Genomic DNA, 23301 nt, shown 5'->3' with positions numbered 1-23301 from the left:
GGAAGGTTATTCTGTCATCGGAGTGGTCAGTGTAAATATTTTTAGTTCAATCTATATAGTTTTACTAACCTTAAATTTTTTCTGTTATCAGAATGGTTAGTGGAAACCTTCTTACATCGAACCTATTAACCTACTTAGGAGTTGATTGCGATGGATCTGATGAAGTTGAGTAAAAAACTCTCTTATGCGTTGCGTCACGCTCCGTGGGAATATGAGCTGGAGTTAGACGAAGAGGGCTGGGTGGAGATCTCACAATTGCTTGTGGCGCTGCATGAGAGCCCGCAGTGGAAGCATGTGACGGAAGCGGATCTGGAGAAGATGATCGCAGTCTCGGAGAAAAAGCGACATGAGATTCAAGCTGGTCGGATTCGCGCCTTATATGGACATTCGACTCCACACAAGATTGCGAAATTACCTGCAACTCCCCCAGCGACGCTTTACCATGGTACGCCCTTACGTGCAGTAGAGTCCATTATGGAGCAGGGTTTACAGCCGAGACAACGGCAATACGTGCATCTATCCGCAGATATGGAAACTGCCACTCAGGTCGGACGCAGGCGGGATGACCAGCCTATTATTTTGACAATCGACGCTGCTAAGGCTGCCCAAGATGGAATACGGTTCTATCATGGAAATGAAAATATTTGGCTAGCTGATCATATTCCTATACAGTACATTCAGCAACCTTGAGTGGATCATAAGAAAGAGCATGAGAGAAGATACAAACGAGATATAAATAGAGATGCAAACAGAGCTACCAAAAGAGAAAACACCGGTCTATGATCGGGATTGCTCTTACGGTGTATACTCATTAAAATCAATCGTTAGTACAGAAAAGGGACACTTCCAACCTTGAGTTGGTGTGTCCCTTTCTCGTACGAATCATGCCATATCCTTAACAGAATCGATGTCGGTGAAATTCATCAGCTCAACGGCTCATCGGATCTTATTGACCAACAATCGCTTGAATGCCCTCGCGAAGTGGCTGAGCTGGACGTCCAAGCAATTGTTCGAGTGTGTTGCTCTCTACTGCAAGTGCGCCATCTTTAATTGCAGCTTGCATATCCACTAGCATGGATACGATAAAGTCTGGTAGACCTGCGCCCTTCATGATTTCAGCATAAGCAGCGCCGTCTACGTTCTGAATGGGGATGTCCTTGCCCAGTACGTCACCAGCGATGGCAGCAAGTTCAGCTTGAGTTAAAAGTTTGCCAGACAGTTCATAGACTGTGTTCTCATGACCTTCACCTGTTAGCACAGCAGCTGCAGCATGTGCGTAATCACGACGGGTAGCCCAGCCCACCTGGCTGGAATCCGTAGCATGAACCCAAGGTGCGCCTTGAATCGCAGCTTGAATGCTGCCTGCTTCATTTTCCAAATACCAGTTATTTCGTAGGAAGGAATACGGGATGCCTGTCTCCAGAATCGCACTCTCTGTTGCACGGTGTACTTCTGCGAGAGAAAGGGAGCTCTGTCCTGCATTGACAACACTTGTGTAGGCGATAAAGCCAACCCCAGCTTGCTTCGCTGCACTTACGGCAGCCTTGTGCTGACGAATACGCGTTTCGTTATCTGCATCAGCAGAGATCAAGAGTAGACGATCTACACCGGCAAAGGCTTGTGCCAATGTTTCCGGTTGATCAAAATCACCATGACGTACGTCCACACCTTGGGAGCGTAGGTGCTCTGCTTTTTCTGGATTACGAACACTTACTGCCAGATTCGAAGCCGGAACGGATTGTAGCAAAGCTTCTACGACGAGTGAACCGAGATGTCCTGTTGCGCCAGTAACTAAAATTGTCATTGTTAATTCCTCCAATGGGTATGTTTTAAAATCATAGGGAAATGCCTAAGTAGATGCGTTAAAGAGGTTGTTCAAAAAGTCCGCTTTTGATTACAAAGGATGCCTGACGGCATCTTAGCTTCGAATATGGGATTCAGCCGAAATAAGTAGATGCTTACGAAGGTTGTTTCCTTCAGAAACAATGTAGTTGCTCACGTAGCTTAATCTACGCTCCGCTACTCCATTTCTATCTTCACCCCATCTTCTCGGTACTGAAAACCGACCTTTTTGAACACGCACTTAAATATAGCTTTCCTAATGTAAAAGTATTAAAGTATTGATGTAACCATATACGTTATAACAGGTGTGATTACAACGAAGGGATAAAAAAAGCTCAACCCTGAGCTTTTTTTAATTTTCACCAAAATAGCCAGTTCTCTTCAACGAACCAATCAAAAAATCGAAAGGGAATCATAGTGTACTGGGCTATTCATCTGGTTGAACTTGATCCATCAACTGCTGAATCGTAACACGCTTCAACCGTTCCTCCATGGCAAGCTGAGCCTCTACCAGTTCGGCACGCAATGTATGCTCAATCATGCTACCTACCGAACAGGCTGGATTCGGATGTTTGTGAAAGTTAAACAGCTGACCATCCTCCACGACATCGAGCGCATGATAGATATCCAACAACGTGATCTCCGCAGGCGGCTTGAGCAGATACGCACCACCAACGCCAGGTCTGACATCAATCAAGCCTGCTTTCTTCAGCGTGGACATGATCCGGCGAATGATGACGGGATTGGTATTGACACTTCTAGCTATAAAATCTCCGGTGCACTCTGTAGGTACAACGGCAATCAGAGATAATGTATGAACTGCAATGGAGAAACGACTGCTGATTTGTTTCATTGTTAATCACCACCGTTGTAACCATAATAGTTACAAAGTACACCGAAGTCAAATGAATTTTTCGTTGTCCTCCGCAGCATGGGTTCCATTCATGTTAGCTGAACTCCATTTTCCATCTTGCGTATTCTCATGAAATCCCGCCATATCAACCTTTGACAGCCCCGGAAGTGAGCCCGCCTACAATATACTTTTGCCCAATGAGGAACACAATTAACACAGGCAACGATGTAAGTACAATATCCGCACTAACTAGATTCCACTGTGCACTGAACTGTCCGAAGAAATTATATACAGCCAGCGTCATAGGCCACATCTCGACCGTATTGAGCATGTAGAGCGGAGCGGTGAATTCATTCCATACACTGAGGAAATTCAAGACAAATACCGTAACCAGCACGGAGGTGAGCAGAGGGACAATAACTTTTAAGAAAAGCTTGATCCCGTTGCATCCATCCATGATGGCAGCCTCGTCTAACTCTCTTGGAATATTCGATACAAACGCAAACGTAATGAACAGGGAGATGGGAATGCCCATCGCAGTGTAGAGTAGAACCATGCCGACATGTGAATTAATCATGCCTAGTGTCTTCATCACTTCCATCAAAGGAATATAGTTCAGAGGCAATGTAATGCCTAGAATGAGGAAGAAGTATAGGAACTTACTCCACCGGGAGTGATTCCGAGATAGCGTGAAGGCCGAGAAGGCCACGACAAATACGAGTAAAAGGGAGGATGCTCCCGCATGTAACAGGCTGTTGAAGAAGGAGCTGCCTAGATGTCCTTGCTCATATACAATTTTATAATTTTCGAAAATAAACGTCTCTGGAAGTGTTAGTTTCAACACCTTAGCTTCCGCATCAGACTTGAACGAGTTCAGGACGATGACGACAAAAGGAATCAATACAATAAGGCTAAGGATCCATGCCAGCACGTTCAGACATAAGGAAACAAGTCGTTTCTTCAAGCGCATCTAGAATTCCACCTTTCGGTTCATCAAGCGAATAATGAAGAAGGAGATGATCGCCATAATGACAAACAAAATGGTGGATAGTGCGCTACCGAGTCCCCAATACCCTTTGGCAAAAGACGAATATACTGCTGTGTTAATGACATCTGTTGCGTTACCCGGCCCGCCGTTGGTGAGCACGTAAACAGCATCGAATACCCGCAAGCCATACGTAATATTTAATACTGTTGCAATGGTGATGGTAGGCATCAGCATCGGTAGGGTGATTTTGAACAGCTTCTGCCAGAACCCTGCGCCGTCAATGGATGCCGCTTCGTAATAATCACGGGGAATGGCGAGCAATCCCGCAATGAACAGCACCATAATATAGCCCATGCCTTTCCACGTATCCACAGCCATAATGGACGGCATCGCCCACGTCAGTGAGCCGAGCCAGTTTTGCGCCAGAAAATCAAGTCCGAGCGACCGCAGCGTAACGTTAACAAAGCCATTGTTTGGATCAAGTAGGCTTTTGAACACTAGACCAATGATGAGGAAGGACAGCACCTGCGGTGAGAAAATAATCATCCGATGCAGATTGGCTGCCTTCACACCACTAACGAGCAGCAAGGCGAGAAATAGCCCTAATACCGTTTTCGCAATCGATGTAACTAACGTAAATAACACTGTGTTTTTGATAAAAAGTAGATAGGTAGGATCACCCGCCAAAATGGTGCGAAAATGCTCCAGTCCAACAAAGTTCTTCTCCGAGCTATAGCTGTTCCAGTCGGTGAAGGAATAATATATACCCAGCAGGGCGGGAGCGACGATGAATAGGAGGTAAAGCACAATCGCTCCGGATGAGAAGTACCAAGGATAAATTTTGTTCGCATTCATAACATGTAACACCTGTCCTTCCTGCCGCGTGCTTCACTGTAGTGACACGACACAACTACTGCCATGCCTCATCTTTCAACACTTTGGCTTGTTCCGCCCGACGTTTATCAATATTCTGCAAAATTTGATCAGGAGTCATAGCGCCGGCAAACATACCCGAAATATCTTTGCCGATATCCATCCATTGAGGATCGATATACTTCACGGCAGCTTGCATAACCGTTCCTTTTTCGTGATTTTTCTCATAATCGATATAATCTTGCGTCAGCTTAGGTTCAATCTCCGGCCAGCAGATGGTCAGATTACCCTCGCCTCCGTCAAATACACGTTGTAGATTGTCATGCTCCGTAATCCAGCGGAAGAACTTCAGCACTTCTTCAGGATGTTTGCTGTTTTTGTTGCCAAACATCGCTGCGGAACCACCTGGATTGACACCAATTGTTTGGTTATCACCCCAAGGCATGACGAAGAATCCCATATTGTCTTCCATCTCAGGGTAAGCTTCGGAGACTTCTTTTTCAGTACCAGGCACACGCAGCAGCATTGCTGCTTTTTCCTGACCGAAGGCTTCGATGCCAGCTTCAACGGTGTTGGACAAGAAGTCTTTGCCGAAATATCCGAGATCCGCGAATTCTTTTAGTTGCTCAATAACGGTCTTTAACTGCGTCAGATCTGCGACCTTCATCTCATTGTTGTTCAGCTTCTCATAAGTTCCCGGTGTCGTATGTTCATAGTTAGGCCCTGTCTCGAACAGGGGGAGTACCTGATACCATCCGCTTGCTGGTGCTTGGTAAAATGGGATGATATCTTGAGCCTTAATTTTCTCGCTAATGGCTTTAAACTCGGCGTATGTGGTTGGGGGCTCGATGCCCAGCTCATTAAATATCCGTTTGTTATAGTACACATACCAAATTTTCGATGGAGCGAATGAAACGCCGTAAACTTTATCGTTATGGCTGACGGTTGGCAGAATTTCTTCGGACATTCGTCCGGCAAATTCCTCATTGGTCAGGTCAATCGCATTCTCTTCTGGTCGCACATTAGCTGGCATGCTAAGTGGGTCTACATCGACATTGAAGATATCCGGTGCTTCGCCAGAAGCGAGTTTTACTTTGATCAGATCTCTCCACTGGGCATCAGGCACCACCTGAAAGTCAATTTTCACACCCGTTTCTTGTTCATATTCCTTCGCCATCGTTTGCATAATTCCCGTACGTGGAATGCCACTTTGGCTTGTTCCAAACGTAAGGGTTACTTTACCTGAACCTTCCGATGTTTTAGCCGAGTTACAGCCAGCTAGCAGCAATCCGGATACGAGTAACAAGCTGGCTAGTGATACCAAAAATCTTTTTTTCATCATTGAACCTCCTGGAAGAATAAGATATGATGTCTTGCAGTACAACATAATGTAAGCGTATTCTTATGTGTTCAACATTACGCTGATTGAGGAATGGGCTCAATAGACAAAAGCGGTCTGTTGGGTGGACATTTTCGAACCCGTAGATTGAGGTGTAAGATGATTCGATACCGTTTTCGAACGTTGCAGCAAAGCTTGTTTATGTATTACTCGGCAGTTTTTATTGTGTTTGCACTCATTGTGGCAGGGCTGCTGTACGTTTTTCTGGCCAATGATATTCGCAGTCGCAGCGAAGAACAGCAGAAGCAGCTCGGTGCATCCCTGGTGAGTAATCTGGATCAGGAAGTAGTCAAGATGAACAATTTCTCAATGAATATCGTTTATTCCAATCTGGTTAAGGAGCACTTTAGTCACTACTTGTCTCCTGCGGAAGGAAGCGAGCAGGGGATTGCGGCAGATCCAGCATTCTACAAAGATACAACCACGCTGATCGACGTCATATTAGCCATCATTAGCAGCTCGAATACAGCCAAACAGGCTAACATCTATGATGTGAATGGCAAAATGCTAGGGGCGGGTGCTTTTAATGGACAGATGAATGTCGACTTAACGCAGAGACCTTGGTACAACGAAACCTGGAATCGCAATGGCTGGCGAGTTATCACGATGTTAGATGGAGGCAGTCTGCCCATGCCTACAGGTGAAGGAGAGTCGGATAGCCGATATGTCTCACTTACACGTGTGTACAAGAACGGGAATTACGTTAGCCAAGGCGTCGTCGAAATTTTGCAGGATGCTCAGACGATGTTCAACTATCTACATGAAATACAGGCTGGGAATGAAGAGCTGCATATTGATGTAATCGATGAGCGAGGATCGTTACTGTACCCCTTCTCCCGCTCTTCCTCGGAGGATGTTGAGGCAACAATGATGATTAGTTCAGAGGATCTAGCTATGATTCGCACGGGACAGTACCCACCAGGAGAAATGCAAGAGGTCGTCCACACGGACAGCAACTCTCCTCAGATGATGACATACATGACCTCAGCCGAAACGGGCTGGACAGTGATCGTGACACAATCGAAGCAATCGTTGTTCGTGAGCCTGAACCGAATGGCTACGCTATTTATAGGCGCTACGTTAGGCATGTTATTGCTCATTCTCGTGTTATCGTATCTGATCTCCAAAAGAGTCACGTTACCCCTGCATCGGCTACAGCGCATCATTCAAAAGATCGGTGTACAAGACCTCGCCACAGGCCAGGATTCGGGTCATTTGTTCAAGCTGGATCATCCAAGCTCCATCCGCGAGATGGATGAACTGAACGATACATTTGTTCGATTGAATCAACAGCTTATGCAGTCCTTCCAGGATATGCTTGCTCTCAAGTCGCAGGAAACGGATACGCGTTTATTCGCGTTGCAATCCCAGATGAATCCTCACTTCCTTTACAATAACATCACGAATATCAGCATCATGGCCGAAGAGGGCATGAATGACCAGATCGTTGCTTTTTGTGGTCATATTACAGCGATGCTTCGTTATATCTCAGCACCTAACCCTGAAGGGGTGACCTTATCAGAGGAGATGAATTATTGCGAGCGGTATTTGGAGTGTATGAAGATTCGGTTCGAAGAGGATCTGCATTATACGTTTCATATTCCAGAGGCCATGCACCATATACGTATTCCCATGCTGCTGATCCAACCCTTATTGGAGAACACCATCAAATATGGACTAGGCGATTCACCTCCATGGAAGCTGTATGTTGGAGGAGAGTTGAACGAAGCGGAAGAAACCTGGCGGATTATCGTTGAAGACAACGGACCGGGCATGGAGCCAGAGGTATTAACATCCATACAAGCGTATATTGCATCTTCAGAGGAATGGGAGCGTATTCCTGATCTTGCGATTAACGGCATGGGGCTGAGGAATATTTGGATACGACTGAAATTGTGGTATGGCTCTAAGGCGCAGATGCACATCGAGAATAGGCTTAACGGCGGGGTCAGAATTACCGTGGGTGGTTCTATTCGAAAGGAGCGTGGCTGAAATGACGGTTAACTACAGAACCATTATTGTGGAGGATGAAGCACTGATCCGCCGTAATGTGTCGCGAAAGTTCAGTGAGCTGGGTACACGATTCGAGGTAATTGGCGAAGCGAGGAATGGGCAGGAGGCACTGCAATTGATCGAACAGACGGTTCCTGATCTTGTCGTCACCGATATTCAGATGCCCGTGATGAATGGATTAGAACTGGCGAAGCATCTGTATTTTGCCTATCCTCAAGTGAAAATTGTAATCCTCAGCGGTCATCATGAATTTGAGTATGCACGTCAGGCGATCAGCTATAAGGTGGAGGATTATTTGCTCAAGCCGATCTCGGAAGACCAGATTCGTGGACTGCTGGACGCGATGGAACTCAAGCTTGGGAATGTAGTTGATTCTCTCACGCATGTTAGTGCGGCTGTGGACGAACAGAGGAAGCCAGAGGATATTGCAGAGGCGGTCAAACTGTACGTGAAGCAGCATTACATGCACGAGATCAGCCTTCAGGATATGGCGGGACAGATGCACTTTAGCGTGGATTATCTAGGTAAGTGTTTCAAAAAAGTAACGGGCGAAACTCCGCTCAAATATATGACAGGGCTGAGAATTAACGAAGCGAAGCGGTTGCTCGTTGCGCATCAGAACCTGGACATTCAATCGATAGGCAAAGCCGTTGGCTACGCGGACTCTCATTATTTCAGCCGTATTTTCAAAAATAAAACAGGGGTATATCCAAGTGAATATCGGCAACAGTGTGCAGAACGAAAAAAAGCTCTGTCCCTGGATCATGAGAGCCATGGCGACTTGAGCTGATTATTCGGCGAGTGCTTCTTCAGTTATTTTGCGAATATCAATCGGGGAACGGATGCCTTCTTGAATAATGTCGGGGAGGATGTGATGGAGGAAGTAGTGAACACAATGAAGGTCAATGTTCTTGATTTTGATCAGGGCATAGCGATACATCACAATGAATTCTTTCTCCGTATTTCCCCGTTGTAATTCTGCAAAGGCTTCATATACCTGATCCATCTTGTCGGCAACTTCAAGAATAAGCCCTTCAACAGATTGATCTTTACCTTCACGCAGTTGACGGCGGAATATGGCTTGGAACTCTTCGGGAATGTTCTCGTTGATAAAATGCTCAACCATACCTTCCTCGACTTGCTGCAGCATCGCACGAAGCTCAAGTGAATAATGCTTAACCGGAGTTTTGATATCTCCAATGAAAATCTCGCCGTAATCATGGCTGCTGGTGATCTCGTAAAGCTTTTTCCAATCAATAGCTACGCCGTTCTGTTCTTCAATATCGGCGAGCGTTTTGGCGTATTGCACGACCTTCCATGAATGTGCGGACACGCTGTGTTCCTCAAACTTGAATTTGCCTGGCGTTCGGATAATGCGTTCTAGATCATTCAGAGATCTGAAGTACGTGTGTATTCCCATATAAGCAGTCATCCTTTGGTCGTTAGATATGTTAAGGCATGGTTCGACTATACGACTAATATGTAAACGGCGGATTAACGCTGAGGTTGTGAAAGGTAAAAGGTCATAAGGTAAATAAAGTCATGACATAAAAAACATAACGTAGAAAAATAGAACGTAAAAAACCATGCCCTCTGAGAGTCCAGAGAATGCATGGTTTATAGCATGAGAGCATGAGTCATTGACGGGTTTTCTTTCTCACAGGTGATACGAACCAATAGGCCATCCCAACAAACAAAGCGCCTCCGACAATGTTACCGAGTGTGACTGGAATCATATTATGGAACCAGCCTGCTAATGTGATGGTATCCGGATGGTTTGGCAGTAACCAAGATAAGGAGAGCAATGTCATATTGGCAACGCTGTGCTCATATCCACTGGCGATAAATGCGTACAGACACCACCAGATCAATACAAGCTTGGCAATGTCCTCTTTTGTGCGTGAAGACATCCAGATGGCTAGACAGACGAGCCAGTTACAGAGAATGCCGCGGAAGAATAGCTCAGTAACGGGGGCTGCCATCTTCTTAGCAGAAACGGCAAAGAGCAGATGCTCTGGTGTAGCTGTTTTGAACAAACCACTGCCGACAATGAGCAGACTCAGAATGACCGCGCCGATCAGATTGCCGAGAAAGACAAGTCCCCAGTTCTTCATTGTGTCTTTCACGGTAGTGCGACCTGCTAACGTACTCATGGTAAAAAACATATTGTTGCCCGTAAACAGCTCCGACCCTGCAAAAATAACAAGGGTGAGAGCGAGCCCGAAGGACATGCCCATCAGGATCATCTGAAAAGGTGATTGCGCCGCGAGAAGCGGTGCGCCGATACTGAAGATTAGAATAATGCCAAGGCCTACATATGCACCAGCCATCAAGGCGGATACCATATAACGTGCTAGACCTGAATTCATTTGATCTCTTTTTTTGACCGCGGCTTCAATAATTCCTTCAACATTAGGTGTGTACATGTCGGTTTCCCCCATACTTAAGCATCAATCCCATGTGTTACCTGGACTGCAGCTATACTGCAATCCAGACCGTTCCATTTTCCACTTTGACCGAGTACATCTGAACCTGTCCTTGGTCGGGAGCTTGCACTAGACCTGTGCTAAGATCGATCTTCCAATCGTACAGTGGGTCATAGAGGTAATGACCTGACACAATGCCTTCGGCAAGTGGTCCGCCTTTCGGATGCGGGTTTCGATTATCTGCTGCGAAGATGGTGCCATCCGAGGCAAGAAATACAGCGAGCTGTTTGCCTTGAATCTCAACGACTCTACCAATGCGAGGTAGAAATTCATCAATCGTTCCGGCAGGGTAATAGGTGCCGGCTGGTTTAGTTGTCATATTGAACTCTCCTTATCTGTAGTGGTTTGACTTACGGACGGGCAGTTACTTCAATTCCGTGAAATAGTTTGTTCTCACCTTGTTCATTTCGAATTGCTTTTTGCCAAGGTTCTTCCACATGTCCAAGTGCAAACTCAATTCGTTCCATTAGCGCCTTACGTTCTTGAATATCGTCAACCACAACTGCACGTATCGATTCCAGACCCACACGTTCTACCCATTCCGAAGTCCGTTCGAGGTAGTTGGCAGTCTCACGATAATGTTGCATGATGGCGCCGCACAGCTCGATCAATTCTTCGTCCGTTTTCACTTTGCAGAGGGAGTCCGCAAGTCTGGCTTTGATCCCGCCGTTACCGCCGATGAATATTTCCCAACCGCCGTCGTTACCAACAATACCGATATCTTTCGTACATGCTTCTGCACAGTTACGTGGGCAGCCGTTCACGGCGTATTTGAATTTAGCAGGTAGATCCAAGCGTTCGAATTTACGTTCAATTCTGGCGCCCATAGCCATTGAATCCTGTGTACCGAAGCGGCAGAACTGTGAACCTACACATGTTTTGACGGTACGAAGTGATTTAGCATAAGCATAGCCTGAAGGCATATCGAGCTCAGCCCATACGTTTTGCAAATCTTCTTTTTTGACTCCGATCAAGTCTAGACGCTGTCCTCCAGTCACTTTAACCGCTTTTACATCGTATTTGACCGATACATCCGCGATACGTTTCAAGTCTTCTGGTGTTGTAACCCCGCCATACATCCGTGGCACAACGGTATAGGTTCCGTCTTTCTGAATATTGGCGTTCATACGTTCGTTGACGAAGCGGGATTCCTTCTCATCCTCATGTGTATCCGGTGCAATCATACCCAGGTAATAGTTGATTGCAGGACGGCATTTCGAGCAGCCCTCAGGCTGAGTCCATCCCAATACGTTCATCACTTCTTTGGTCGTTTGCAGACCTTTTTGTCTGATCTCCGCTACGATCTCATCCCGGCTTAGGGAAGTACATCCGCAAATGCCCTGTTTGGCACCCGTTGTAAAATTATCACCAAGTACATATTGCAAGATCTGTTCTACGACTGGTTTACAGCCACCGCAAGAACGTGTTGCACCCGTGCTCGCTTTGATCTCATCGATGCTGGTTAATCCTTGATTCGTAATCGCGTCCATAATATGACCTTTGGTAACACCATTACAGCCACATACGATTTCGTCCTCAGCCATCGTTTCTACCGATGTTGCCTTCTTGTGTCCACCGCAGCCTGTGCCCATGAGTGAAGCGTACAGGTCATCGGTCATTTCAGTCTGTTGCTTGATCAGTTTTTGCAGCTCCGCTGAATCCGTGATGTCACCAAATAACACAGCGCCGACCATTACATTATCGCGAAGCAGGATTTTTTTGTACGTGCGTTTCCATTCGTCTTTGTGAGAGATAACCGTGTGCTCAGGGCCATCAATAAACTCACCTGTCGAAAATACATCTACGCCCGAAATTTTCAATTTCGTAGATACTACAGAACCTTCATAAGGTGCAGTTTCAACACCGCATATATGTTTAGCCAGGATCATACCTTGTTCGAATAATGGAGCGACGAGGCCGTAACACACACCGCGATGCTCTGTACATTCTCCGACGGAATACACATTTTCAAGAGAAGTTTGCATGTAGTCGTCAACAATGATGCCTCGATTGACTTCCATGCCGCTCTCGCGAGCAACAGTGATGTTTGGTTTGATACCGACAGCCATAACAACAAAATCAACATCCAGTACCGTTTCATCTGCAAAACGAATACCTTCAACACGCTCGCCGCCAAGCAATTCGGATGTCTGTGCACCCATTTTGAATTGGATGCCTTGGCGTTCAAGTTCAGCCTTTAACATGGCAGAAGCTGTTGAATCTAGTTGACGTTCCATGAGATCCTGCATTAAGTGGACAACGGTAACCTCCATGCCGAGCTGAACCAGTCCTTTAGCTGCTTCTAGACCTAGCAATCCGCCACCAATGACAGCTGCTTTTTTGTAATTCTTCGCTGCATCTAGCATCGTATTACAGTCAGCGATATCCCGGAATCCAACAACGCCCTGTTTATCGTGTCCAGGTACAGGAAGAATAAAGGAATTGGAGCCTGTAGCAATGATGACCTTGTCATAAGGAACGCGCGAACCGTCTGTAGTCACCACTTCGCGTGTATCGGAATCGATTTTGGATACCGTTGTGCCCATATGCAACGTAATACCATATTCTTCATACCAATGCAGGTCATTGAGTACAATATCATCCAACGTTTTGCTGCCCTCCAGCACATAGGACAACATAATGCGGTTATAGTTAGGGTAGGGTTCTGTACCAATAACTGTGATCTCGAAGCGGGAGCTTAATTTTAAAATTTGCTCAACCGTACTAATTCCTGCCATGCCGTTACCGATGACGACCAGTTTTTCTTTATTTCCGTTCATGTGTATAGGCCTCCTTGGATAGACTGTACATTACCAGTGGTTGTTCAGAAGCTCGCGCTTTTGAACACGTATTTACTAACATTTTTAGTGGTTTATATTTTAATCATACAGATGATTGGCATCATCTAATGTGATAAATTTCACAAATAACGATAAACTCCTCACAAAATAAAAACTGTGGTCCCGGTCACAGAACTCAAAATTTATTTTGAAAATAAATAAGGATATACGAACTATTGTTCTCATTTTGAAATCAGTGTAATATCAGAAGTGGGTCAGTTATGTTCCCTATTTCGTCGAAAGGAAGTTTTTGCATCATGATGGGAAGATCCCACCTTATTATTGGAACAGGGGTATCGCTTTCTGTTCTTCAATTCACAGGTCTGCCTGTAACAGATCCTGCAGTAACGGTGGCGCTGATCGGTTCACTGTTGCCTGACATCGATGAACCCAACTCGCTATTGGTTTCGAAGGCTCTGCCAAACAGTCTCATTAGGCTACTACAGACGATTTTGTTACCGACGGCGGTGTTTGTGTACTTCTATGTTCAGAGTCAACCTTGGAATCTGTTACTTGCGATCTTGATTGGTATGGTATCATTTTTGCCTTCACGCTCACTCCGTAAAGTGCTAATGTTTGCGATTGGCTTGGGGTTGGTTTTCTACGGCCATGCATTTGCGCCTTGGAACTGGATTGCAGGGAGTTTGCTGATGTTATGTACAACGCTGACACACAGGGGACTAACGCATACAGTGTATGGAACTGCAGTGTGGGCAGGACTGCTGTATACTACGACTGCGCAGCTGCAACCGGAGATCTGGATCGCTGGGGGTACAGCCTATGCTATGCATCTACTTGCTGATTCATTAACGAATCGGGGAATCCGTCCACTACCGCCACTTAAGTGGCGTATACGTGCGAATCTAATGAGTACGGGAACCAAGCATGGAGCCGTAGTTGAGAATGTCTGCATTGTACTTACTCTCATACTTGCCTGGATTGCATTTTCACCACTATTTCTCTAACGATCCCAATAATGCCAGTCTGTAGATTGAAGCTCAGACTGGCGTTTGTAGGGATACAGATGATTTTTGTCTTGCATGCTAGGGTGGATGCCGCTTACTTAAGCTTGAGAAGGGGCATCGGTTAGGCTATCAATATCTGAGGAACCATATACGAATAAAACAACAAGAATGACGATGATGATTAGCTCGGCGAATCCATTTCCATCGAAGTCAGACATGATCTCAACCTCATTTCTTGGTGTTAGGAATTGATTCTTTGTTGAAATGCCCGAATAACATCATTTAACGTCATATCGCCACCGATTTCATCCAGAAATTGCACAAGTTTGTCTTGATTCGATGGTGTGATCTGTTGTAGCGTTTTATATTGGCCGACCAATTCAACGACAAGCGTAGCTTCGCGAAACAACGTAACCGCATCCACTCTGAGCTTCCCGCTCACTAGTAATGCTGCCACAATAAGCTCCAGATTTCTTCCTTTAAGATTACCGCCAAGAAGGGAGCTGGCAGCATTCTCTTTTTTGGAGCTCTTATTCGACTTTCCATTCTTTCTTACTGCCATAGAAGCTCCCCCGCCGCTTGGTGTTTGATTCTTCTTCCGTTCTTGTATCTTATGTGTAATTTCCTATAATGTTCGACCTATTAATCTATCCTTTTTGAACACGTACTATTGGTGAAAACGAAAAAAGAGACATCCCGACATAGTCAGGACATCTCTTGAAATAAAGCGTGCGTTCAGATGTTAAGCATTATTGATAATGGTATTCATCGTGGAGCGATCCAGTCCTTTGACGAGCTTCACAATCAATTCTTTCGCTGCATCATAGTCATCTGTATGGATGATGGATGAAGAAGTGTGAATGTAACGAGCACAGATTCCAATAACGGTGGAAGGGACACCAATACCGCTCAGATGAACCTGTCCTGCATCTGTTCCTCCTGGTGAGATGAAGTATTGCATCTTAATCTGGTTGGAGGATGCTGTATCCTGCACATACTCAACCATACCACGATGGGTGAACATGCCTGGATCAAAAATACGCAGCAATGCGCCTTGTCCAATATGTCCAAAGGATTGCTTGTCTCCTGTCATATCATTGGCTGCACTACAGTCGAGTGCGAAGAAGATATCAGGCTCAATGAGATTTGCAGCGGTACGTGCGCCGCGAAGACCCAATTCCTCTTGAACGGTTGCCCCGGAATATAGGATATTAGGCAATTTTTCTTTATGAAGTGCCTCAACGAGTTCCAGTGCGAGACCAACACCATAACGGTTATCCCACGCCTTAGCCATGATTTTCTTCGGATTCGCCATTGGTGTAAATTCACAAATAGGTACAATTTGCATGCCCGGATGGATGCCCCATGACTCCGCTTCAGCGCGGTTATCTGCACCAATATCCAGGTACATGGTGTTCAGATCCACCGGCTTGCTGCGCTGGGACTCATCCAAAAGATGTGTAGGTGTAGAGCCTACAACCCCAGTAATTCGGCGCTCAGGTGTGATGATCTGAAGTCGTTGTGACAACACAGCTTGGCTCCACCATCCACCCAGTGGACGGAATTTAATCATACCGGTTTCTGTAATGCCAGTCGTCATGAAGCCTACTTCATCAAAATGCCCAGCAACCATTACTTTAGGGCCTGATTCATCCCCGCGTAATACACCAAAAAGACTACCCAAGCGATCCTGAACAAATTCATCCGTGTAAGCGGAAAGCTGATCCTTCATCCATCCGCGAAGCTCACGTTCAAAGCCCGAAGCAGAAGGGAATTCAGTCAGTGTGCGAAACATATCCATTGTTTTTTCATTCATATGTGGACAACTCCTCTGTTCTTATGTAGTTCAAGTCTCAGCAGAACGGCTGCTGGACATGGAATCCTGTCATTTCAGGATCAATTATTAACCACCGGTCATAACCAGTATGAACCTTGCGCACGTAATTGTCCATGTTTACGTCACGTATATCAGGCATATTGAGTTTCGATTTCCACTGCATATTCGTATGAAATCCGCACAAGCCCTGTTCCACCGAATAGCTGTTTGAATAGGAATACATAGATAGGAGTGGTTTACCTCTCAGGGAAACCACATCCTTTGTTCTATACGTTTGAGCAATAGGAAGGAGTTGCATACAACTAGATGAAGCCACCTGATGAAGGTAATGAAGCAGTTCTTTTCATCGTCTTGTTTATTCTACTCGTTATCATCCTGCTTTATTTGTAAGAGCATGATTGTATACATTCAAGGAATGCATAAAGGGAAAGGCCTTATCCGAATGCAGGATAGTTTGTAGCTTAGAAAGATCCGGCGCTTACATCAGCAAATTCAAATCTTTATCACACTGGAAACATATGCTGCATTTCGCCGGATACATAACCTTACGAACATTAACAAACAATGTATTTAGGATTACACACGTCCAACCATTGCATACAGGAATGAATTCGCGTTCTCATTCCATTTCGAAGGAGGTTCTGTACATTGCCAGCTGAGACGAAAGGAACCGGCAGTAGCAAAAAATCACCATCATTGTCCATAAGTGAGCAGGAATATAAAAAGGTAGCCAAAAAGCATGAACCTGCACGTCCCCTCTTGGCTAACTGCATTAAAGCTTTTTTCGTTGGGGGATTTGTCTGCCTGATTGGACAAGCTATCCAAGAAGCATTTATGGCGGGTTTTGATATGACTTCTAAGGAAGCAGCTAGCCCGACCGTAGCGGTGATGATCTTTATCTCGGTCGTGCTGACCTGTCTTGGTGTATACGATAAAATCGCACAATGGGCAGGGGCGGGTACAGCCGTTCCGGTTACAGGCTTTGCCAACTCGATGTGTTCTGCGGCGCTGGAGCACAGGGCAGAAGGATTGGTACTTGGTGTAGGTGCCAACATGTTTAAGCTGGCTGGCTCCGTTATCGTGTTTGGTGTAGTCGCAGCATTTATTATCGGGATCGTATATGCCTTCCTCGGATTTGGGGGAGGACATCTATGAAACGACTGGGACGTCAAACTTGGAAATTTGAAAATCGTCCACGCATTGTTGGCAGGGCTGCTGTTGTTGGACCTGACGAAGGTCAAGGGCCGCTCGCATCTGACTTTGACTATGTATACGACAATCTGGAGATTGGCGAGAAGACATGGGAGAAAGGGGAGCGCAAGCTATTAGAGCAGGCGACTCAACTAGCGTTGATCAATGCGAATATTACCAAAGAAGAGCTTCAGTTTTTCATTGGTGGAGATCTCATGAACCAGATCATCAGTAGTTCGTTCTCAGCTCGTAAGCTAGGAGCCCCCTTCCTCGGTGTGTTTGGTGCATGCTCCACCTCCATGGAAAGTTTGGCACTGGCTTCTCTCATTGTGGATTCTGGGGGCGGTGACTACGTTCTTGCAGGAACGGTCAGTCACAACTGTACCGTAGAGAAGCAGTTTCGTTATCCGACCGAGTATGGGTCACAGAAGCCGCCTTATGCGCAGTATACCGTCACAGGTGCAGGCTGCGGAGTTGTATCGCGAACAGGAGAAGGGCCTGTCATTACACACGCAACGATCGGTCGCGTTATGGATCTGGGCATCAAAGATCCATTCAACATGGGAGCAGCCATGGCACCTGCGGCTGCGGATACGTTGGTTTCTCATTTCCGTGATACAGGGCTTGAGCCGGGTTATTACGATCTGATTGTTACGGGAGATCTTGCTTCGGTCGGACTACCGATCACCAAAGAACTTTTGCATAAAGAAGGCATTCCAATGGAACAAACGGTGTTTAACGACTGTGGATTGATGATCTATGACCGTGAGAAACAGCCTCAGGTCGTGGCAGGGGGAAGTGGTTGCGGATGCTCCGCATCAGTTACCTATGGGCACATTCTAAACCGAATGCAAAAGGGCGATTTAAAACGTGTTCTGGTGGTAGCTACGGGAGCTTTATTGTCACCGCTATCTTACCAGCAGGGTGAGAGTATTCCTTGTATTGCACATGCCGTTTCCATCGAGAAGGAGGGTTGAAAATGCAATTTCTGTGGGCATTTATCGTTGGCGGCTTAATCTGTGTCATTGGACAGCTTCTTATGGATGGGGTCAAGTTGACACCAGCACATACGATGAGTACGTTGGTGGTTGCAGGCGCTGTGGCTGATGCCTTTGGCCTCTATGATCCACTGGTGAAATTTGCGGGTGCAGGTGCTTCCATTCCCATTACGAGTTTTGGTAATTCCCTAGTCCATGGAGCATTAACCGAATTGGAGAAAGAAGGCTGGCTCGGTGTAATCACCGGTATCTTCGATCTAACTGCAGCGGGGATTTCCGCAGCGATTATCTTCTCATTTCTTGCGGCACTTGTTGTTCGTCCAAAAGGGTGATCGTTGTGGTGGTAGAGGGCAGTACGTGCAGATAGAAAAAAACAATTTCCAAAGAGGCTTCGGATAACTCTTATCCGGGTCTCTTTTTGTCGTATTCATGCGTGAATAGCGGTGAATCGGACGGCTGGAAACAAATTGTGATTCTCTTCGAGTGTACTCGCGCCCATGGATCATGTACAATAAAAGGAAATCTGTATGCTTTTTTAGGAGGTTAGACATATGCCTGTGCGCAAAGAGTCGATCCAAATCATTTCAGCAGTCCGTTCTAATCTAGAATCTTGCATAATGGGGAAATCCTTTGAAATTCAACTTTTGCTCACAGCTTTGCTTGCAGGCGGCCACGTTTTAATTGAAGACGTACCGGGAACAGGCAAGACACAATTGATTAAGGCCTTATCCAAATCGATGCGCGGCGAATACCGCCGTATTCAATGTAATCCAGATATTTTACCGAGTGACATTACGGGTGTATCCGTGTTCCATCCGCGTGATGAGCGCTTTTACTTCCGTCCAGGTCCAGTCATGACGAACATTTTGCTGGCAGACGAGATTAACCGAGCTACAACGAAGACCCAATCGGCATTGCTGGAGGTTATGGAAGAACGCAGTGTGACGGTAGACGGGGATACTTACGATTTGCCACATCCGTTTATGCTCTGTGCTACGCAGAACCCGATTGATTTTGAAGGAACATATACATTGCCGGAGGCACAACTAGACCGGTTTATGTTGAAAATAAGCCTTGGTTATCCAGATAAGGATATTGAGAAAACACTGCTGAAGCAGCATCAGTCGGGTCAACCGGTTGACCGACTCGAGTCGGTGACTCATATGGATCAGATCTCTGCTATCCAGCAGGAGATCAAGGAAGTATTCATTGGTGATCCAGTGATGGATTATTTGCTGGATGTTGTTCGTACCACACGCTCCCATCCATCCGTATTGCTCGGTGCCAGCCCGCGGGCGGCCATTTCATTTATGTCAGCGGTAAAAGCCTTCGCCTTCCTACAGGAACGGGACTATGTGCTTCCCGATGATGTGAAGACAATGGCGCCATATGTCATCTCTCATCGGATTGTGCTACGTCCTGAGGCGAGACTGGATAGCATGAGTTCTGAAGCTGTTCTGAACTCTGTACTTCAGCAGATACGTGTGCCCGTTTCTATGGGGCAATAGTTTATGAAGCCGCTTTTGAGTACCGTCAAAAGAGGAATACGGCATCCCCGCGTTTGGAGCATCGCGGCGGTGTGGATGTGCTGCCTTGCGTATGTTCTATTTCAAGGTGGTAAGACATCCATCATGTTATTATCGATGGTTACCCTGCTCTGTCTGTACCTTGCTATTGCTGGTTTTAGTGGTGTAAGACGCGCTAAGGGAGCTAGGGCATTGTCATCAGGTCAGGGTCATGAAGAATTGCTGCATGCTGGTGATCAGGTTCAAGTTCAGCTTCGAGTGAACATTCCCGGATTTCTACCACTTCCTTATGTGGTCGTGCGTGAGATGCTACATCGCCACAACGGTGAATCATGGTCGTTCCGTGAGAGCCTAATTCCCAATATGAGGGGCGTTGGTGAGCTGTCGTTTCAGACACCGCCGCTCGAACGTGGAAAATATGTATTTTCCAAAACGGAATGTTCAAGTGAAGATATTTTCGGGCTGATTGAGCATCGCGGGACGTTTAAAGCCAAGGGCGAATTTCGAGTGTTACCACGAACTGTGTTTATTCCCTACTGGCAGTTATATGATCGCAAATCACGATTATCTGGACCACAGACAGCACAGACACGCTCACGCCGAGAAACAACCCAGATTAATGGTGTCCGCGACTATGTCTACGGGGATCGTCTCTCTCGCATTCATTGGAATGCCACAGCGAAGACCGGTTCATGGAAATCGAAGGAGTTTGAGCACGAATCTGTGCCCAAAACCGTTCTGGTTATCGATGCACTGGCAGCCAGCTATGAACAGAGTGAAACATTTGAATTAGCGGTGTCCACAGCAGCCTCTTTATTGGAATATGGTTCAAGAGAGCGGATGGGGATGGGATTGATGACCTTGTCTGATAAGAACACATTCCTCGCACCTAGCGAAAGTCTCATTGACCGTCAGAAGATGATGCATCATCTGGTGGACATTCAATACAACGGGCAGGATCGTCGCTTGCTTCCGGGTGTAGAGAAGCTTGGGCGTCAGTTGCCGCAAGGAGCTTATTTCGTTTTGATTTCACCTCAGAAGGATGAGAAGGTATTAGAATTGTTAAGATGGGCGGATACCCGGGGGATGACACCTTGTCATGTCCTGGTCGATCCTCAAGGCTCTCGTCAGAGCGCAGAGTGGTCTGCCATGCTGCGTGGTAGAGGTACAAGATCCTTCACGGTGGCCCATCTTCAGGAGCTCCCAACGGTTATGGGGGGAGGTTCTGCATGAATACAACAGGCAAACAACAGGCATCTGGCAAAAGATCGTGGTATCAAGCGGCATCGCTGCTATGGATCTTTCTGATTGCGATGCAGTGGCTGTCGTTTACTAAGGAATCGTGGTATAACGAGACGACCTCTTTGGTATTGTGGACGCTGGCAGCTATGAGTGTACTTGAAGTGATTTTGCCATTTAAGCTTATCTATCGCACGATCATTAAAGCCATCGTTCTTATTTATATTTTGCATAAAACCTTAATTGATTACTCTGTGTACATTCCTTATGGTTCATTTACGGATCGGGTGGAGCAATTTATCTTTCACTCTAATCCATATATCTGGTTTTCCCTATGTGCCTGGGTCATGCTTGAAGCTGCATTACGTTTGGTGAATACAACTCGGCGCATTCTAGTATTCTTGGGTATTAATATTGTATCCATGGGGATTCTGGATTCCTTCACTCAGATTTCCTTGTGGATTGAGGTTGCTTGGGTGATGTTTGCAGGTATGGGTTGGTTAGTATGTCAGCACTTCCGTAACTTTCAAGTTTATTTTCCACAAGGCTGGAAGCGACTCATTCGGTATCCATACAAAATCATTGCCAATATCGCCATCATTTTTTCTCTTATTATTGTAGCAAGTGTGAACATGCCGGAAGTACCTCCAACGCTGACAGATCCATATACAGCATGGCGTAACTATACCGGAACTTCGACCAGTCAGGCTGGCAATGGAACACTCGATATTCCAAATTCAACAGAGTCTGGATATAGTCGTGAAGATAATCAACTTGGCGGCGGTTTTAACTTTGACTACACACCTGTGATGTCTGTACAGACCAATGAGCGTAGTTACTGGCGTGGTGAGACTCGTGAAGAGTACACCGGAACAGGCTGGGATGACCGTAGACGTGCCTCGACGGAAGAGGTGCAGCCTGGCGAAACGTTGGAGAATGATGACGCAGGTAGTGGGAACACAAAACAAGTGACGCAAAAAGTAACGATGCTGAATGATACGGTTTATCCGATTATGTTTGGAGCGTACTCCATTGCAGAAGTCACTTCCATTGATGGACAGACGGAGTCTAATCGAATGCTCTGGAATCCAGAGCAGGCTGAGTTGCTGCTAATGACAAACCGACAACAACCTCAGTATCCCAAAACGTATACAGTCGTATCTGAAGCACCTGTGGTTGTAGAGGACGAGCTTCGTACAAAATCTTTTGACGATCTGTACGGAAGTAATCCAGCCGACGATATGTATTTACAGTTGCCGTCTCGTTTCCCGGATCGAGTTACGGACTTAGCAAACGAAATTACGGCTTCTGCAAATACTCCGTATGAAAAAGTAGCATTACTGCAAAACTATTTACAAACCAATTTTGAATACACCAATAATCCGGATTTATCCCGGAAAGTGAGCAGTGACTTTGTCGAAGGATTCCTGTTCGATGTTATGGAAGGTTACTGTGATTACTTCTCCACAGCTCTAGTCATGATGGCGCGTTCCGAAGGGATTCCTGCTCGCTGGGTTAAAGGTTATGCACCAGGACAATTGTCTCTCAACTCAGACATGCAGGCACCTCGTCAACCTGGCTCTGAGATTGAGACCACCTATACAGTAACCAATGCAGATGCTCACTCTTGGGCTGAAGTTTACTTTGGTGAGTATGGATGGATTCCAGTTGAAGCAACACCAGGCTTTGATATGCCTTTGTTAACAGAGGCACCTGATGTGCAGCCGGTTGACGAGCCAGAAGAGCAGCCAGAAGAAGAGCCGGTGCAGGAAGAAGAACAGACACCTGTATCTGAGCAAGCGACATCTGGTGTACCAACATTCGTCATTTGGATGGCTGTAGCCATCCTGATCGCATGGGTTGCCTACATGTTCTGGCGGAACCGCTTCTCTCTTCGTTTCTTGTTACTTCGTCTACGAACAGGCGAGCCGCTTACACCAGAGCAGAAGGTTGTAGCTGAAACGGAACGCTGGATTCGTTATGTGAAACGCAAAGGCTTAACCCGCAGTGGGGATGAAACGCTGCGTGAATCAGTTAACCGCTGGAGCCAGTCTGTACCAGCATCTGCAGCCACGCTGCATGAACTGTTAGCATGGTTTGAACGCACGCGTTATAGTCCAGCATCTGTAACTTCAGATGATTGGAAGGCAGTGTATGAGACGGCCTTGAAGCTACGGAAGGAACTCAAAGCGGAACGGGCATAATTATTGCCCGTCCCGTTTTTCCTTTTTTCTAGCGCATCAAGCGTTGT

Annotated in this window: 21 protein-coding genes; 10 read left to right on the top strand and 11 right to left on the bottom strand. The window is 46.2% G+C overall.

Features of this window, described 5'->3' with window-relative positions; all coding sequences use genetic code 11:
• Positions 1-150 precede the first annotated feature (150 nt).
• Complete coding sequence (locus V6W81_RS20925) at positions 151-690, top strand: RNA 2'-phosphotransferase (RefSeq protein ID WP_338540237.1); 540 nt, start codon at positions 151-153, stop codon at positions 688-690.
• Between the two features lie 256 nt (positions 691-946).
• Here the strand turns inward: V6W81_RS20925 and V6W81_RS20920 are convergent, their stop codons facing one another.
• From V6W81_RS20920 to V6W81_RS20900, 5 genes are all read right to left on the bottom strand, one after another.
• Positions 947-1804, bottom strand: a complete 858-nt coding sequence (locus V6W81_RS20920) for an SDR family oxidoreductase (RefSeq protein WP_338540236.1) — start codon at positions 1802-1804, stop codon at positions 947-949.
• Positions 1805-2269: 465 nt separating this feature from the next.
• The gene (locus V6W81_RS20915; protein ID WP_128102956.1) at positions 2270-2695 is read right to left on the bottom strand and encodes an Rrf2 family transcriptional regulator; all 426 of its coding nucleotides are present in this window, start codon (positions 2693-2695) and stop codon (positions 2270-2272) included.
• A gap of 145 nt (positions 2696-2840) precedes the next feature.
• Positions 2841-3665 (bottom strand): carbohydrate ABC transporter permease, encoded by an 825-nt coding sequence (locus tag V6W81_RS20910; protein WP_338540235.1) that lies wholly within the window; start codon positions 3663-3665, stop codon positions 2841-2843.
• Positions 3666-4538, bottom strand: a complete 873-nt coding sequence (locus V6W81_RS20905) for a carbohydrate ABC transporter permease (protein ID WP_145045791.1) — start codon at positions 4536-4538, stop codon at positions 3666-3668. It abuts the gene before it with no gap.
• Between the two features lie 55 nt (positions 4539-4593).
• Positions 4594-5895 carry an ABC transporter substrate-binding protein gene (locus V6W81_RS20900; RefSeq protein WP_338540234.1) on the bottom strand — a complete coding sequence of 434 codons (1302 nt, stop codon included), beginning with the start codon at positions 5893-5895 and terminating at the stop codon, positions 4594-4596.
• A 159-nt stretch (positions 5896-6054) separates the two neighbouring features.
• Here V6W81_RS20900 and V6W81_RS20895 point away from each other — a divergent pair, with 159 nt between their 5' ends.
• Both V6W81_RS20895 and V6W81_RS20890 read left to right on the top strand, forming a co-directional pair.
• Entirely contained in the window at positions 6055-7947 is a 1893-nt protein-coding gene (locus tag V6W81_RS20895) for a cache domain-containing sensor histidine kinase (RefSeq protein ID WP_338540233.1), read from the top strand.
• A 1-nt stretch (position 7948) separates the two neighbouring features.
• Positions 7949-8758 (top strand): response regulator transcription factor, encoded by an 810-nt coding sequence (locus V6W81_RS20890; protein WP_338540232.1) that lies wholly within the window; start codon positions 7949-7951, stop codon positions 8756-8758.
• Here V6W81_RS20890 and V6W81_RS20885 read toward each other — a convergent pair whose 3' ends face one another.
• The 4 genes from V6W81_RS20885 to nirB all read right to left on the bottom strand — a co-directional run bounded on the left by V6W81_RS20885 (position 8759) and on the right by nirB (position 13234).
• Entirely contained in the window at positions 8759-9388 is a 630-nt protein-coding gene (locus tag V6W81_RS20885; RefSeq protein ID WP_056695875.1) for a YfbR-like 5'-deoxynucleotidase, read from the bottom strand.
• A 217-nt stretch (positions 9389-9605) separates the two neighbouring features.
• The gene (locus V6W81_RS20880) at positions 9606-10394 is read right to left on the bottom strand and encodes a formate/nitrite transporter family protein (RefSeq protein WP_145045783.1); all 789 of its coding nucleotides are present in this window, start codon (positions 10392-10394) and stop codon (positions 9606-9608) included.
• A 52-nt stretch (positions 10395-10446) separates the two neighbouring features.
• Complete coding sequence (gene nirD, locus V6W81_RS20875; protein ID WP_056695881.1) at positions 10447-10773, bottom strand: nitrite reductase small subunit NirD; 327 nt, start codon at positions 10771-10773, stop codon at positions 10447-10449.
• Between the two features lie 31 nt (positions 10774-10804).
• Complete coding sequence (gene nirB, locus V6W81_RS20870) at positions 10805-13234, bottom strand: nitrite reductase large subunit NirB (RefSeq protein WP_338540231.1); 2430 nt, start codon at positions 13232-13234, stop codon at positions 10805-10807.
• A gap of 317 nt (positions 13235-13551) precedes the next feature.
• On the opposite strand from nirB, the gene V6W81_RS20865 reads away from it, so the two are divergent.
• Positions 13552-14259, top strand: coding sequence for a metal-dependent hydrolase (locus V6W81_RS20865; protein ID WP_338540230.1), 708 nt, complete (start codon positions 13552-13554; stop codon positions 14257-14259).
• Positions 14260-14500: 241 nt separating this feature from the next.
• Here the strand turns inward: V6W81_RS20865 and V6W81_RS20860 are convergent, their stop codons facing one another.
• Complete coding sequence (locus V6W81_RS20860) at positions 14501-14821, bottom strand: hypothetical protein (protein WP_338540229.1); 321 nt, start codon at positions 14819-14821, stop codon at positions 14501-14503.
• A gap of 180 nt (positions 14822-15001) precedes the next feature.
• A complete protein-coding gene (locus V6W81_RS20855; RefSeq protein ID WP_145045777.1) occupies positions 15002-16075 on the bottom strand; it encodes a M42 family metallopeptidase in 1074 nt (357 codons plus the stop codon).
• Between the two features lie 669 nt (positions 16076-16744).
• Between V6W81_RS20855 and spoVAC the strand changes: the two genes are divergently transcribed.
• The 6 genes from spoVAC to V6W81_RS20825 all read left to right on the top strand — a co-directional run bounded on the left by spoVAC (position 16745) and on the right by V6W81_RS20825 (position 23254).
• The gene (spoVAC, locus tag V6W81_RS20850) at positions 16745-17251 is read left to right on the top strand and encodes a stage V sporulation protein AC (protein WP_338540228.1); all 507 of its coding nucleotides are present in this window, start codon (positions 16745-16747) and stop codon (positions 17249-17251) included.
• The gene (gene spoVAD / locus V6W81_RS20845) at positions 17248-18264 is read left to right on the top strand and encodes a stage V sporulation protein AD (RefSeq protein WP_145045773.1); all 1017 of its coding nucleotides are present in this window, start codon (positions 17248-17250) and stop codon (positions 18262-18264) included. The genes spoVAC and spoVAD overlap by 4 nt, the downstream gene beginning before the upstream one ends.
• A gap of 2 nt (positions 18265-18266) precedes the next feature.
• Complete coding sequence (spoVAE, locus tag V6W81_RS20840) at positions 18267-18617, top strand: stage V sporulation protein AE (protein WP_056695903.1); 351 nt, start codon at positions 18267-18269, stop codon at positions 18615-18617.
• 219 nt (positions 18618-18836) lie between these two features.
• Positions 18837-19793, top strand: coding sequence for an AAA family ATPase (locus V6W81_RS20835; protein ID WP_056695906.1), 957 nt, complete (start codon positions 18837-18839; stop codon positions 19791-19793).
• A 3-nt stretch (positions 19794-19796) separates the two neighbouring features.
• Positions 19797-21044, top strand: a complete 1248-nt coding sequence (locus V6W81_RS20830; RefSeq protein WP_145045769.1) for a DUF58 domain-containing protein — start codon at positions 19797-19799, stop codon at positions 21042-21044.
• Positions 21041-23254: a transglutaminase TgpA family protein gene (locus V6W81_RS20825; RefSeq protein WP_338540227.1), complete on the top strand. Its 2214-nt coding sequence runs from the start codon at positions 21041-21043 to the stop codon at positions 23252-23254. The genes V6W81_RS20830 and V6W81_RS20825 overlap by 4 nt, the downstream gene beginning before the upstream one ends.
• Positions 23255-23301 lie beyond the last annotated feature (47 nt).

The sequence above is a fragment of the Paenibacillus tundrae genome, assembly GCF_036884255.1.
GTDB lineage: Bacteria > Bacillota > Bacilli > Paenibacillales > Paenibacillaceae > Paenibacillus.
This window is presented reverse-complemented; position numbering and strand designations above follow the sequence as displayed.

Excerpts from the sequence above, each read along its gene's own strand:
- V6W81_RS20910 (WP_338540235.1), bottom strand. The coding sequence starts at position 3,665 with ATGCGCTTGAAGAAACGACTTGTTTCCTTATGTCTGAACGTGCTGGCA.
- V6W81_RS20865 (WP_338540230.1), top strand. The coding sequence starts at position 13,552 with ATGATGGGAAGATCCCACCTTATTATTGGAACAGGGGTATCGCTTTCT.
- V6W81_RS20905 (WP_145045791.1), bottom strand. The coding sequence starts at position 4,538 with ATGAATGCGAACAAAATTTATCCTTGGTACTTCTCATCCGGAGCGATT.
- V6W81_RS20890 (WP_338540232.1), top strand. The coding sequence starts at position 7,949 with ATGACGGTTAACTACAGAACCATTATTGTGGAGGATGAAGCACTGATC.
- V6W81_RS20830 (WP_145045769.1), top strand. The coding sequence starts at position 19,797 with ATGAAGCCGCTTTTGAGTACCGTCAAAAGAGGAATACGGCATCCCCGC.
- V6W81_RS20915 (WP_128102956.1), bottom strand. The coding sequence starts at position 2,695 with ATGAAACAAATCAGCAGTCGTTTCTCCATTGCAGTTCATACATTATCT.
- nirD (WP_056695881.1), bottom strand. The coding sequence starts at position 10,773 with ATGACAACTAAACCAGCCGGCACCTATTACCCTGCCGGAACGATTGAT.
- V6W81_RS20855 (WP_145045777.1), bottom strand. The coding sequence starts at position 16,075 with ATGAATGAAAAAACAATGGATATGTTTCGCACACTGACTGAATTCCCT.
- V6W81_RS20920 (WP_338540236.1), bottom strand. The coding sequence starts at position 1,804 with ATGACAATTTTAGTTACTGGCGCAACAGGACATCTCGGTTCACTCGTC.
- spoVAD (WP_145045773.1), top strand. The coding sequence starts at position 17,248 with ATGAAACGACTGGGACGTCAAACTTGGAAATTTGAAAATCGTCCACGC.
- V6W81_RS20885 (WP_056695875.1), bottom strand. The coding sequence starts at position 9,388 with ATGGGAATACACACGTACTTCAGATCTCTGAATGATCTAGAACGCATT.
- V6W81_RS20925 (WP_338540237.1), top strand. The coding sequence starts at position 151 with ATGGATCTGATGAAGTTGAGTAAAAAACTCTCTTATGCGTTGCGTCAC.
- V6W81_RS20835 (WP_056695906.1), top strand. The coding sequence starts at position 18,837 with ATGCCTGTGCGCAAAGAGTCGATCCAAATCATTTCAGCAGTCCGTTCT.
- spoVAE (WP_056695903.1), top strand. The coding sequence starts at position 18,267 with ATGCAATTTCTGTGGGCATTTATCGTTGGCGGCTTAATCTGTGTCATT.
- V6W81_RS20895 (WP_338540233.1), top strand. The coding sequence starts at position 6,055 with ATGATTCGATACCGTTTTCGAACGTTGCAGCAAAGCTTGTTTATGTAT.
- V6W81_RS20900 (WP_338540234.1), bottom strand. The coding sequence starts at position 5,895 with ATGAAAAAAAGATTTTTGGTATCACTAGCCAGCTTGTTACTCGTATCC.
- V6W81_RS20880 (WP_145045783.1), bottom strand. The coding sequence starts at position 10,394 with ATGTACACACCTAATGTTGAAGGAATTATTGAAGCCGCGGTCAAAAAA.
- V6W81_RS20825 (WP_338540227.1), top strand. The coding sequence starts at position 21,041 with ATGAATACAACAGGCAAACAACAGGCATCTGGCAAAAGATCGTGGTAT.
- V6W81_RS20860 (WP_338540229.1), bottom strand. The coding sequence starts at position 14,821 with ATGGCAGTAAGAAAGAATGGAAAGTCGAATAAGAGCTCCAAAAAAGAG.
- nirB (WP_338540231.1), bottom strand. The coding sequence starts at position 13,234 with ATGAACGGAAATAAAGAAAAACTGGTCGTCATCGGTAACGGCATGGCA.